The sequence below is a fragment of the Bacillus sp. D386 genome (assembly GCF_006346415.1).
Genome location: NZ_VEMV01000002.1, coordinates 591545 through 605433, shown reverse-complemented (window position 1 = coordinate 605433; position 13889 = coordinate 591545). Strand labels below are relative to the sequence as shown.

The following is a 13889-nucleotide window of genomic DNA, read 5'->3' as shown; positions in this document are numbered from 1 at the left end:
AGAATTACTTTTTTGGCATGGGTCTTTTTTGTTGGTTTGGAAAATAAAAGGAGGTTTACTTATGGATTGGGCAATAATTTTAGAGTACGCCTGGGTATTATTGGTGTTAATTGGACTTGAAGGAATTCTTGCAGCCGATAACGCAGTCGTAATGGCTGTAATGGTTAAACATCTTCCGAAGGAACAACAGAAAAAAGCTTTGTTTTATGGACTAATTGGTGCGTTCGTCTTTAGGATCGGTTCCCTGTTCCTGATTTCATTACTTGTAGATTTATGGCAAATACAAGCAATTGGAGCTGTATATTTGCTCTACATTATGATTAATTATTTAGTGAAACACTATTTCTTGAAATCTGAAGATGAAGCGGTCAAGGAAAAAAAGAAATCCGGTTTCTGGATGACTGTTCTAAAGGTCGAGGTAGCAGACTTGGCATTTGCAGTAGATTCCATGCTTGCAGCTGTTGCTTTAGCTGTAACTCTACCGGCGGTAGGGTCGTTTAATATCGGCGGTATCAATGGTGGGCAATTTATTGTTATGTTCCTTGGAGGATTTATTGGATTAGTTATTATGAGGTTTGCTGCAACACAATTTGTTGTACTATTAAACAAGCGACCATCTCTGGAAACAGCTGCTTTTCTAATTGTCGGCTGGGTGGGGGTTAAGCTGGCTGTCATGACATTAGCACATCCAGGTGTTGGAATTCTTGACCATCATTTCCCAGAGTCTACAACTTGGAAAATCATATTCTGGGGTGTCTTAGTATCGATTGTGGTTATTGGATACCTCGTATCAGGTAAAGATTTGAAAGCTAAAAATCAAATTGACCAGGAAATGTAAAATTACAAAGATATAAATTAATAGATTAAGTGAAGACCCGGGATGCATGATTATGTGCGTTCCGGTTTTTTTATTTTTGCAACCACTTGGATAAAATTTGGTTATAACCCCTATATACGGAAATTTGTGTACGTATGATATAGCATAATAAATAAACCGACCAAGCATTATTTATAACAAATGAAGAGTGAAAACATCCCACAAAGACCATACATTGCAACATATGGTATAATTTGTGCAGGGATGAGGTGAACATAATGCTTGGTATGCTTTTTCCGATTCTGAGAAAAAAGCAGGATTTAACAGAAACCGTACTCTTAATACAAGAAGGGGATCTGGAATTAAGAAATAATTTGCTTAAAAAATACAAACCCTTTATTAAAAAATCTGTTTCATCTGTATGCCGGCGTTATATCCGAGAAACAGATGATGAATTTAGTATTGGTCTAATTGCTTTTAACGATGCAATAGATAAGTTTTCACCTGATAAAGGAAATGGCTTATTGCCATTTGCAGATACGGTAATCCGAAGAAGAGTTATAGATTATATAAGGTCACAATCAAAAAAAATGAATGAACTGTCTTTTGAAATCCAACATGTTTCAGAAGATGAATACATACAAAGTCCATTAGATATAGAAAAATCAATTGAAAACCATCAGAGACAATTAAACTCCGAAAATTTAAAGGATGAGATTATTCGATATACTGAATTATTAAAAATCTTTCATATAACCTTTGACCAATTAGTCAAACATACACCAAAGCATGTGGATGCAAGGAATAATGCCATAAAAATCGCTAAAACAATAGCAGATGAGCCTTTGATGCTTCAATATGTCATAGACAAGAAAAAACTGCCTATCAAAATGATGGAAGAAAAAGTTGAGGTTTCAAGAAAGACAATTGAACGCAACCGCATTTATATAATAGCTATGGTTTTGATTTTAACGGGAGATTATTTGTTCTTAAAGGATTACTTGAAGGGGGTTCTTTCAAATTGAAGTGTGGAATCATTATGCAAATATCATCAACGGAAATTACTGTATTGACCCCTGAAGGCGATTTCATTAAATTGAATAAAGAACGCAAAGACTATCAAATCGGTGAAGAAGTCAGGATTGATGTTACAAACTCAAAACCAATATTCAGCAAGAAGAATGGATGGAAATTAAAAATACTGGTTCCAGCATTAGCAGCAGCTGTTTTTTTAATAGTTTGTTTCTTTCCTGCGTTTTTAACTAATTCAAAGGTATCAGCTTATGTCAGTATGGATGTTAAATCAAGTATCGAACTTGGTATAACAGACGAACTAAAAGTGGTTGAAGTAAAGGGAATTAACGAAGAAGGGAAAGAAATTATAGCAAGACTTAAGGAATGGAAGGGCAGAGATATGGACGATGTTATCAGTGAAATGGTTACTTTAAATCGCAGTGCCGGGCATCTTAAAACCAATTCCAATATCTTGTTCTCCACCGTAATGATTGAAAAGGATAATCGAAATTTTGAATATTCCTTACAGAAAAAATTAACTGATACTCAGGATATCCCGCAAATTGATAATTCCGTGAACATTGAAATGAAAAAGGCCTCTGTTAAAGATAGACAGGAAGCAACAGATAAAGGGATTTCTACGGGTACATACCTAGAGCAAACCAATAAGAAAACCAAGAATCAGCCTTCAACTGGAGTAAAGAAAAATGATAAAATTAAAGTAACAGAAGAAAAAAGCAATCATAAAAGCTCAAGTGTGGAAAAAGTTGAAATAAAACAGCAAACCAGTAACAGTAGTGACCGAACCCAAATTCCGAATAAGTCTGCAGTCATTCAGGAAAATAAGCAAGGATCTGTTGAAGTGCCTAAAAAGGCGGGCACCGTTACAAAAGATGCTAAAGCTATACATACTACAGAAGAGAAGGCTGTAAAACAACAACATAAGGATAACAATTCAAAGCAGAGGCCACCCTCTAAAGACCAGCCTATAAACAAAGAGGTAAGAAAGGATACCATCCAGAAAGAAAGGAAAACCAATCAAAATAAAAGAGATACTGACCGAAACAAACAACAAGTAGATAAGCGAAATAAACCAAATAAGCAACCTTATAAAAGTCGGAAACAAGATCAGGTGGACAAGCGAGATGCGAGGAAGCAAGAGCAGGTGGACAAGCGTGATGTCCGGAAACCGCAGCATCAAAGAGGGAAGCAAGATGAACGTAATCAGAATCAGAAAAGAAAAGGAATGTATCAATAAATTCAGTCATTTACATAACTAATCAGAAAATGTCCGGTAAAATACCGGACATTTTCTTTGCCATATAAGGTTATTTAGTTTTTCCACTCATTTGCGCTTGTGCATGTTTAACGAGCTGTTTGGTTATTTCTCCTCCTACTGATCCGTTCGCTCGTGAGACCGTATCTGACCCTAACGTAACGCCGAATTCAGCGGCTATTTCATATTTATATTGATCAAGCATTTGCTGTACACCTGGTACCAATAATTTATTACTGCTGGACATTTCATTCACCTCACTACATATACTGTGGATTTTTGATTCCTCCACACCATTAATATGGATGAAAAACATGATCTAATGCAGTTTAAAGTATGGAGGAATAGGCATGGTTTCCCTTTTGATAAAGTATGAAATATTGCATGAAATAGATTCCCGAACAAATACTAACCGCATAAAGGAGTGTGTAAAATGAAACGTAAGGCAGAAATGAATGCGGTTAATAAACTGAGTAAAACCCCTAAAAAAAATCTACAGGAAACTGAGTTTTCTGCGGAATTTACACATGGTGAGAACCCAATGAAGGGCGCTAACCGTAATTCTAAGCGTGGTAAACAGGGAGAATAAAAAAATAGAGACTCGACGTTAGTCGAGCTCTATTTCTTATGAAAATACTGCTGAAGGGACATAAAATAGCTTGGACCCACCATGCTTTGGGTGGAAGTATGCAATCAACAAGGTCGGAGCCGTTATTATTTCGCCAGTTTCTAAATAATGATTCATATCAATAGATAGTTCATCAATCAGAACATGCTTGTACAGTTCTTTTTCGTTTAAATTCAGTGCCTTAAATTTCTCACCAACCAGATGAGGATTAGCCAAAACGGCCTGATAGATTGGAGATTTCTCATTTTTTGTCATGGAATATTCCCACCATGGTTTACGTGGTTTAAAGGTAAGTTGTGATAAATAATCCACTTTTAGTAAGGCAATCAGTGTTTTAAGGCTATCGGGATTCGTTACACCGATAAATTCGACGAGGCGCTTAAATAGATCCTCAGGCTGATGTCCAATGCGTGACCATTTTTTTTCTTCCCAATAACTTCCGAATTCTTGGAAGAAATCAAAAGGGGAGCTATAAACAGTGCCTACTATATACTCCATTCCAAGATCCATTCGGTGATCATTCCAATACTTTTCCAGTACATCCTCAACCTGCTTAATTTTAATAATATCGGAAAACGGCATTACATTATTGCTGACAATTTCGTATGGGGCTTGATCCATATATTGATAATCCCATTGTTTAGCCTGAGTTCTCAAGCCTGTGCCGCGAAGCATTTTTAAGAAGCCCAATTGAAGTTCCTCTGGCCGCATTTCAAACACATCATCAAATGTTTTTCGGAAGGAGCTATAATTTTCTTCGGGAAGTCCTGCAATAAGATCAAGATGCTGATCCACTTTCCCGCCATCCTTAATCATGGTGACTGTACGCTTTAATTTATCGAAGTTCTGTTTTCTTTTGACTAGTTCATTAGTATAATCATTGGTTGATTGGACTCCTATCTCGAAGCGAAATAGGCCGGGAGGAGCTTCTTTGTTTAAGTATTCAATTACTTCAGGCTTCATAATATCTGCTGTAATCTCAAATTGAAAAACGCAACCTGGTTCATGCTCTTTAATTAAAAATTCAAATATGTCGAGAGCATAGCTACGACTGATATTAAAAGTACGGTCCATAAATTTAATTGTTTTTGCTCCATTTTTCATCAAGAAACGGATATCTTCTTTAATATCTTCTCTATTAAAGAAACGTACGCCGGTTTCGATGGATGAGAGACAGAATTGACAGTTAAAAGGACAACCGCGGCTTGTTTCAATATACGTGATTCTCTTCGACAAGTTAGGGATATCTTCTTCAAATCTAAATGGTGATGGAATAGACTTTAAATCTACCTTTGGAGCGGCAGGTGTCAGGATAGGTTTTTCACCTTCAAGATACGCAATTCCCTGAACAGTGTGAAAGTCTTTATTGCCATCTATTTCAGCTATAAGATTTTTAAATGTGGCTTCTCCTTCACCTATTACGATGAAATCAGCGCCTGGGATATCTTTGAGCCAGAAAAATGGATCGTATGTTACCTCTGGACCTCCAAGAACAATATAGATGTCCGGATTGATTTTTTTGAGTATGGTAATGACTTTTTTAATTTCTTCCATATTCCATATATAACAGCTAAAGCCGATTACATCTGGCTTTTGGTTATACAAATCTGTAACGATGTTCATAACCGGATCTTTAATGGTGTATTCAATAATTTCTACATTGTACTCGGGTGCTGCATACGCTTTTAAATAACGAAGGGCTAAATTGGTATGAATATATTTGGCATTTAAAGTAGTTCCAATAATTCTCATGTATTTGTCATACTTCCTTTCACCGTTTGCTAACAATTCATATTATCATATTTGAGTATGGGTTTACAGTATTGGCGATATTTTACATGGGTTCTAAGATGGTACGGTTTAATTTTCAGTAGTTAAAAATGAGAGATGACCAAGGGAATAATGGAGTGTATGGGTAAAAGGTTTTGGGAAATATAGCGGTACAAAAAAGTCCTTCGGAATATTCATTATTCCGAAGGACTGCGATTCATGGATTTAGATAAATCATATTTTTGTTTATAAAAATGTAATAAGCCTTTTAATTTATAGAACATCATTTTAGTATGACGGGTGTTAAACTCAATCATTGGCTGTGTAATTGACTTGACTAATGTACTCGACAGGATGATTGTAATAATCAATGAAATTGCTGCTAATAGTATATAGTGTTCTGCAGTAGTGAAATATTCATTTAAACTTGTAAATCTAAAGGTCCGGACAAAAAAGCCATGCAATAAATATACATAAAGGGTTTGAGTGCCCCATCTAGTAAAGAAATAGCTACCTCTAGGTACAAGGGCCATAAAGCTGACGATCATAAGAGAATTAACGATGAAAAATCCAAGGCGCTTAAACATAGAAAGGAACGATACTGTCTCAATTTCCGAATAAGGCTTTGAACCGAGCAGCCACTGGGAGTCTATTTCCGGGAAAAATGAAAACCATATAAAAATTACACCAAAGGATGCCAAAGCGTAAAATTTACTTTTCACTGTTGTTATTTTTTGAAAATGTTCCTTCTGACTGTGATAACCAATCAGGAAAAATGGAAAGAAGACAAATGTTCGGGATAAACTCAGATAAGTAGAGATTGTATCAATATATCCCACAAGTAAAGCAAGCGCTATTGCTAATCCAATCCCTACTAAAGGTTTGAATTTTGTAAAGACGAAAAGCATTAAATTCCAAAAGAATAGACTTAACAGAAACCATAAGGACCAATTGGGTTCCAATGCTTCGAACTTAAGTGTTGATTTATCAAATAGGTAATAATAATAAATCGTATAGATAACCTGAAAAAGTAAATAGGGAAGAATCAGTTTAGTACTTAGCTTTTTTATATAGCCTTTTTTGTTAAAGCCTTTTGCAAAAAAGCCTGATAACAGTATAAAAGCAGGCATATGGAAGGTATAGATTGTAGTGTATAAAGCATAAATCGTTTCATTTTGATCAATATATGTTCGTAAAATATGACCAAAGACAACAAAAAACATTAATATGACTTTTGCGTTGTCAAAATAACTTTCCCTCTGTCTCATAGCTGCCTCCTATTATTTCCGGAAAAATTCTTTCTATTATTCCCCTTTATAATGGTAATCAAACAATTGAGAGATGAATTGGTAAAACCATCCGTTTGAACCATTATTAACAATGTGATAATCGTGTATTTCCGTACTATAATCTATGTATCTGTACTATAAGAATATAGATATCTGTTATATATAGTTTAAATGCAGAATAGCTATTGGTTTCAATATATAAATAATTCCAATTAAAAAACTGTATTCATCAGTATTTAAATAATATTTAAAGATAAACTAAACAAACTTTTTCGTTATGAAATAGGGAGGGAAAATAATGACAATTCTTCCGAAAAAGAATGAGCAAGGTTTTTATGAAATTCGCCTAGAGTCAATCGGAGGACTAGGGGCAAATCTAGCCGGAAAAATGCTGGCTGAATCAGGTGTTCTGGGGCATGGTTTAAATGGATCCAATTTTTCCTCCTATGGTTCGGAAAAAAAGGGATCTCCTGTAAAGAGCTTTGTTCGTTTCTGCGATGCCGAAACTGAAATACGTGATCATAGTCCAATTGAAGAGCCTCATGTTATTGGTGTTTTTCATGAAGCACTTTATAAAATGGTTGATGTGGTGAGTGGTTTACGTCCGGATGGTATCGTTCTTGTTAATTCAACTCGTCAGTTCGATGAAATAAAAAATGACTTAAATCTTCAGTATGGAACGCTTGCAATCGTCGATGCACTTGGTATTGCAGTAGAAGAAAAAACAAAAGTGAACACAGCTATGCTTGGAGCTTTGTTCCGTATATGTGATTTCCTCAATCCCGAGTCCATGAAAGACGTAATTAGAAAAACATTCGAAAAGAAATATCCACATTTAGTTGAGCCAAATATCCGTACGTTTGAACGTGGCTATCATGAAGTGACGTTTAAACATTTTGAGGTACCTCAAGATGCAGAGGGCAAAAGTTTTAAAAGAGCATTACCTTTATTGGGATACGAAACCCAAGTTATTGGCGGCACGATCATTGCTCAGGGTAACAGTATACTTAAAGACTTGTCCGGTTCCAGACAGGGTTTTTTACCTGAATGGGATGCTGAAAAATGTATACATTGTGCTGCCTGTGATACAGCTTGTCCGGATTTTTGTTTTGTCTGGGAAGAGGGAGAAGATAAGCGTGGACGCAAGCAAATGTTTTTAACAGGGATTGATTATCAATACTGTAAAGGCTGCTTGAAATGTATTGAAGCGTGTCCGACTAGCGCCCTTCGGGAAATGCGGGAAATCTTAGGTTTTGCTGAGGAAAATACAGTGAAACAACGTAATCCTTATGTAGCAGGAGGGATGAAATAATGGCGATATCAGAAGTAGAACTAACTGAATTGGTAAAGGATACAATGGCTGAACAAGTGACTACCTTTGAATCAGGTAATGAAATGGCCGCAATGGCTGCAGCACAAATCAATTATCACTTAATGGGGTATTTTCCAATTACCCCATCAACTGAAATAGCTCAGTATTTAGATATTATGAAATCCAGAGGAGAACATGATATTCAATTAATTGCGGCTGATGGAGAACATGGTTCGGCAGGTATTTGTTATGGTGCTGCCGTGACAGGAGCCAGGGTTTTTAATGCCACAAGCGCAAATGGACTTATGTATATGCTAGAGCAGCTACCTGTTCAATCAGGTACAAGATTTCCAATGGTTATGAATCTTGTTACTAGATCAATCAGTGGTCCGCTCGACATTCGGGGCGACCATTCTGATTTATATTTTGCCTTAAATACAGGTTGGATCATTTTGACAGCCAGAACACCTCAAGCTGTTTACGATATGAATATAATGGCGTTGAAAATCTCGGAGCATTCCGATGTACGTTTACCTGTTATAGTCGCTTATGATGGATTCTTTACATCCCATCAAAAGAGAAAAGTAAACTACTTTAAAGATAGAGAGATTGTGCAAAAATTTATTGGTGAAATGCCAACTCATTTTCCGCACGTAGATATTCACAACCCGGTAACGATTGGTGCACATATGAATGGGGATGATTTGATCAATAATCACTATCAGCAGTCTGAAGCGATGTATAAAGCCGGAGAGGTTTTTACTCAGGTAGCTTGTGAATATGCTGAACTGTCAGGTCGCCAATATGGAGTATTGGATCTATATAAGATGGAGGACGCGGAAGTTGCCTTATTCCTGTTAAATTCAGCTGCCGAGACAGCTAAAGATACGGTCGATGATTTAAGAAAACAAGGAATTAAAGCTGGCGTGATCAGTCCTAACATAATTCGTCCGTTCCCGGCAGAAGAAATCAGAAAGGCTCTGAAGAATGTTAAAGTACTGTTGGTTGGCGAGAGAGCAGATTCCTATGGTGCCAATGGTCCCAACCTTACACATGAAGTGAAATCTGCCTTACAGGAAGATCAGGATAATCATACTGCTGTGTTAAGCCGTGTGTTTGGTTTAGGAGGAAAGGATTTTTATCCGGAGGATGCAAGGGCATTTTTTGATATGGCATTGCAAACATTAAATAATGGCCAAATTGAAAAAGTATTTGATTATTACGGTGTCAATCCGGGATTGCCTGAAGCCCAACCACAGCCACTTTTAAAGCCGAATAACGAAGATTTATATAAGACAGGGCTTATTCAGGTAACTCCTGATGAGGAGAGTGGAAAATTAAAGGTACGTATACCTCCTTTACGCTCATTAATGAGCAAACCAAAACGTTTGGCTTCCGGTCATGGAGCATGTCCAGGATGCGGAATTTTTCCAGCATTGGAGCTGTTCTTTAAAGGAATCGAGGGGGATGTTGTTGTTCTGTTCCAAACAGGCTGTGCCTATGTGGTAACAACGGCATATCCATATAGCTCTCACAAACAAACGATGATTCACAACTTATTCCAAAACGGGCCGGCAACTTTATCAGGTACACTTGAAGCATTTTTGGAGAAAAAACGCCGTGGTGAAATCTCTATCAGTGATGATGCGACCTTCGTTATGATCACCGGTGATGGTGGCATGGATATAGGGATGGGTTCAGCTATTGGAACTGCACTGCGCAATCACAAACTCATTATGCTTGAGTATGATAATGAGGGATATATGAATACAGGCTCGCAAATGTCCTACTCTACTCCGCTTGGTCATATGACAAGTACAACAGGTGTAGGAAGAGCACAAAAAGGAAAAGCTTTTCATCATAAGGATACAGCTCAAATCATGGCTGCCACTGGAATACCATATGTATTTACAGGATCGGAAGCTTTCCCGCAGGATTTAATTAAGAAAGCGGTGAAGGCACAATGGTATGCGCAGAATGTAGGTACCGTTTATGGCAAAATATTAATCACCTGTCCTTTGAATTGGAAGGCAGAGGAACGTTATGGTGCTAAGATTATGGAAGCGGCAGTAAACTCATGTTTCTTCCCTCTATACGAAGTTGAGAATGGTGAAACTACCATTACTTATAATCCGGAAACGAGGAAAAAACGTATTCAACTATCTGAATGGTTAACATATATGGGGAAAACAAAGCATCTGCTGCAGGAAGAAAATGCAGGTATGCTTGAGGAATTTGAACAAGAAGTGGATAGAAGATGGAACCGATTGCTGGCTAAGCATGAAAATCCATCCCTTTAATAGTATTTTAAAAGCCTGAAGAGATTCTATAAGATATCTCTTCAGGTTTTTTTATATTTTAATCTATACCATAAGGAGGTATTTAGTCTGATTCTGATTGTTTAAAAAGGTTTTTCCATAATTTTGTAGAATAAGTATCTTATTATGTCACAGGTATTAGGAGGATCCCCTTGGCTGATATGGATTTGAATGATAAGGAAGTAAAGATTATAGAAAAAAATACGGCCTTGAAAACTGATTACGAGACATGGGAGCATTTTTTAAACTCATTTACAAAAGCAATTATTGTTACTGATTTGGAAATGGAAATCATATCTCAGAATGAACAGGCAATCAAGTTATACCATCAGTTAGGGCGAGAGGGTAAACCAGGAAATCTTCGGGACTTTTATATCTCTGTTTCAAAAGAGGTGGTTGATGATCAACTCAGAAACGTGAAACAGCATGGTTTTTCAAATTATATATATTCAGTAAGGAATTCTGATGACACCTGCTCAGTTGAGCTTGAACTTAATGGACTTTTGGATTCATATTCAAAAAAAATTATCTATGTGTTAATCCCATTAAAAACAGAGAGTACAAGGGATCATGTAAAAAAGGATAATTTATATGTAGATATTATTAATGATTTAAAGTGCTATATTGTTATCCATACTAAAGAAGGAATCATCGTGGATGGTAATAAAGCCTTTTGTGGGTTGGTCAAAATTGAGAGATCGAAAATTCTAGGCAAAAGTATTTATCAATTTATTACTGCCGCCGATAAAGATAAATTTGATACTGTTATCAAGCATCTATCATCCGGAAATTCCCGTTTTAATTTATTTCAGCTTTGTCTTGATTCAAAAGAGATTACATATCAATATACTACACAATTTAATTTTTACAGTGGTTTGTACTATACAATTATTTACGATTGTTTTGAAGAATCAGAGCAAAATCACTATTTAATAGAAGGAATTCAAAATGTCTTTTGTCAATCCGTGGATGGAATAATCATGCTGGACTCTAAAGGAATCATCGTACAGGCTAATGAGCAAGCCTGCATATTGTTTGAGAAAACGCAGGTGGAATTAATTAATACGAATATAGAGAAAATTACGGGCGAAAAGATAAATACGCTTTTTATCTTGGAAGAACAAGAGAGTTATGAGCTTATTTTCAGTTCATCGAGTGGGAAAAAGAAGATTATAGAATTAACAAAAAGTCAGATTAGCAGTAGTCCTTATACTCTTTTAATTTGTAAAGATATTAGTGAAAAGTGGGTGATGGAGCAGGAACTTCTTATCTCGGAAAATAAATTCAAGAAAATTTTTGACGGTACCTTTGATGGAATTATGATTTGGGGAGCAGACGGGGAAATATATGATATTAATGAACCTGGTGCTGCAATTATAGGGGCTTCTATTGATCATATCCAAAACAAAAACTTCCATGAAATATTCGAACTGACTGAACATCAGATGAAACATTTACAAAGGCATATTTCCTTGATCAATAAAAATAAGCATCATCATTTTGTGTGTGAGCTTACTTGCAGGGATGGGCAAAATAAACAGCTGGATTTTTCCTCCAGACTGGATGTTATACCGGGTAAGAATCTAACCATTTTTAGAGATGTAACAGATAAGATTCGAATGGAGGAACAATTAAAAAAATCAGATACGTTGAATGTTGTGGGTGAGCTGGCAGCTGGTATTGCTCATGAAATCAGGAATCCTATGACAGCTTTGAAAGGTTTTATTCAATTACTGGAAGGCAGCTTGAATGGCGAATTTTCAACCTATTTCCAGGTTATTTCTTCAGAATTACAAAGAATCGAGACAATCATTACAGATTTTTTAATTCTTGCAAAACCACAGGCAGTTTCCTATCAAATTAAACAGGTAAATAACACAATCGAAAATACGTTGGATCTGCTAAGTGCGCAGGCATCTATGCATAATATTCAATTCCACACACATTTTTCTAAAATACCACCCATCCATTGTGAGAGTAACCAACTTAAACAAGTTTTTATAAATTTAATCAAAAACGCTATAGAGGCTATGCCTACAGGAGGGTTTATTGATATCACAACAGAATTATTTTTTGATAGCCATGTATTAATATCGATACAGGATTATGGAACCGGAATCCCTGAGACTGTTCTTGATAAATTGGGAGAACCATTCTATACAACAAAAGAAAAGGGGACGGGTCTAGGTTTGATGGTTACCTACAAAATCATTGAAGAGCACGCCGGTTGGATTGAAGTTGCCAGTGAAGAAGAGAAAGGAACCCTGTTTCAAATCTATCTGCCTATTAATCATGAGTTCACTTGAGAGAAAAAATTAGAATAGGATGGTAAAATGGAAACTCTTCTGATTTATAAGGGTTTCTTATTTTTGTTTGCTGGAAGTGTTAGACAGATTCTTTAATAAGAAGATGAAATAATTATTATTTTTTGTCTTTTTTTGCGATTGTATTTACATTATTTTAAAATTCTGACATAATACCACTTAATGTTATTTTTTTAGTGAATAAGAAGGAGGAGCTTTTCTTGCAGAATCAAAAAGATTGGCTGGAAACTGCCATAAGAAATAAAAGAGAACAAATGATTAGCCATGCTAAGAACAATGGCCTTCTAGATGAAGGTACATTAAATCTGAGTCGGCAGCTTGACCAGTTAATTCTTGAACATATTAGGATGAAATACTCAATAACTAATTATTAAATAAACAAGGAATGCGTAAAGGTGAAAACTAGGATTTTATGACATAAAACGTATTTACCATTTACTATTTACATATGGTTTGTGGATAAAAGCAAAGTAACAATTTAATACTAGGATAGGTATAATCAGTTCTGAAAAAGATATCTCTACCTGGTCGGCAAGTACATTTTAGCCCAGGTCGATTTATATACTCCTTTAGTATACGCGATTTTAGGCCATATTTATGAATGCATGAATAACCCCTTTTCTAAATGATCACAGTGGAAGGAATAGGTATACCATACACTTCCGTCACCTATCCTCAGGCGAGACCTTCTCCATATTCGTTATAAATCCTATTTTTTCAGGTTAAGTGCGCAGTACTTTTTCTGGGAACTGAAAAGCTCATACTTAAAAAATCCATCAATACAGCACGATTTGGATGACTGAATCTCATCCTACGAATAGATGAAATGATTGTTTGCATCCAGAGGATATTCCTTATATGATGTCTATTTATATAGAGCAATACCTATTAGAAGACATTAGAAGATTCATTTTGTACCTTAGGAAAAATAATCTCCTCGTTTGCATAAGGTTATACATCATCAATAAAGGATTAGTGCTCAAAATATTAGGATGTTCTGCAAAAGAATTGTAAAGTGAAAAATAAATAAAGGTTAAATACTAGGTTATTACTACTATCAGGATGATTATAAAGTTTTACTTTTTAATAGGAAAGAAGTATAATTACGCGGATGATAATAGTGAATTTTATCCGTTAATTG

Annotated in this window: 11 protein-coding genes; 8 read left to right on the top strand and 3 right to left on the bottom strand. The window is 35.9% G+C overall.

The features are described from left to right. The first annotated feature begins 61 nt into the window (after positions 1 to 61). From FHY45_RS07935 to FHY45_RS07925, 3 genes are all read left to right on the top strand, one after another. Positions 62 to 838, top strand: coding sequence for a TerC family protein (locus tag FHY45_RS07935; protein WP_066100981.1), 777 nt, complete (start codon positions 62 to 64; stop codon positions 836 to 838). A 248-nt stretch (positions 839 to 1086) separates the two neighbouring features. Next, complete coding sequence (sigI, locus tag FHY45_RS07930) at positions 1087 to 1842, top strand: RNA polymerase sigma factor SigI (protein ID WP_225983669.1); 756 nt, start codon at positions 1087 to 1089, stop codon at positions 1840 to 1842. Next, a complete protein-coding gene (locus FHY45_RS07925; RefSeq protein ID WP_139891323.1) occupies positions 1839 to 3089 on the top strand; it encodes an anti-sigma factor domain-containing protein in 1251 nt (416 codons plus the stop codon). Before sigI ends, FHY45_RS07925 begins: the two co-directional genes overlap by 4 nt. Before the next feature lie 70 nt (positions 3090 to 3159). On the opposite strand, the gene FHY45_RS07920 is transcribed toward FHY45_RS07925, so the two are convergent. Then, a complete protein-coding gene (locus FHY45_RS07920) occupies positions 3160 to 3354 on the bottom strand; it encodes an alpha/beta-type small acid-soluble spore protein (protein ID WP_066100972.1) in 195 nt (64 codons plus the stop codon). A 186-nt stretch (positions 3355 to 3540) separates the two neighbouring features. Between FHY45_RS07920 and FHY45_RS20495 the strand changes: the two genes are divergently transcribed. After that, positions 3541 to 3696, top strand: coding sequence for a hypothetical protein (locus FHY45_RS20495; protein ID WP_175354219.1), 156 nt, complete (start codon positions 3541 to 3543; stop codon positions 3694 to 3696). 36 nt (positions 3697 to 3732) lie between these two features. Here FHY45_RS20495 and FHY45_RS07915 read toward each other — a convergent pair whose 3' ends face one another. Both FHY45_RS07915 and FHY45_RS07910 read right to left on the bottom strand, forming a co-directional pair. Continuing rightward, positions 3733 to 5487: a B12-binding domain-containing radical SAM protein gene (locus FHY45_RS07915; protein WP_066100969.1), complete on the bottom strand. Its 1755-nt coding sequence runs from the start codon at positions 5485 to 5487 to the stop codon at positions 3733 to 3735. A 215-nt stretch (positions 5488 to 5702) separates the two neighbouring features. Further along, positions 5703 to 6773 (bottom strand): acyltransferase family protein, encoded by a 1071-nt coding sequence (locus FHY45_RS07910; RefSeq protein WP_139891322.1) that lies wholly within the window; start codon positions 6771 to 6773, stop codon positions 5703 to 5705. 319 nt (positions 6774 to 7092) lie between these two features. Between FHY45_RS07910 and FHY45_RS07905 the strand changes: the two genes are divergently transcribed. The 4 genes from FHY45_RS07905 to FHY45_RS07890 all read left to right on the top strand — a co-directional run bounded on the left by FHY45_RS07905 (position 7093) and on the right by FHY45_RS07890 (position 13122). Next, a complete protein-coding gene (locus FHY45_RS07905) occupies positions 7093 to 8106 on the top strand; it encodes a 2-oxoacid:acceptor oxidoreductase family protein (protein WP_066100961.1) in 1014 nt (337 codons plus the stop codon). Next, positions 8106 to 10406, top strand: a complete 2301-nt coding sequence (locus FHY45_RS07900) for a thiamine pyrophosphate-dependent enzyme (RefSeq protein WP_066100958.1) — start codon at positions 8106 to 8108, stop codon at positions 10404 to 10406. Before FHY45_RS07905 ends, FHY45_RS07900 begins: the two co-directional genes overlap by 1 nt. Before the next feature lie 179 nt (positions 10407 to 10585). Beyond that, positions 10586 to 12730 carry a PAS domain S-box protein gene (locus FHY45_RS07895; protein WP_225983712.1) on the top strand — a complete coding sequence of 715 codons (2145 nt, stop codon included), beginning with the start codon at positions 10586 to 10588 and terminating at the stop codon, positions 12728 to 12730. A gap of 218 nt (positions 12731 to 12948) precedes the next feature. Continuing rightward, a complete protein-coding gene (locus FHY45_RS07890) occupies positions 12949 to 13122 on the top strand; it encodes an aspartyl-phosphate phosphatase Spo0E family protein (protein ID WP_077247946.1) in 174 nt (57 codons plus the stop codon). Positions 13123 to 13889 lie beyond the last annotated feature (767 nt).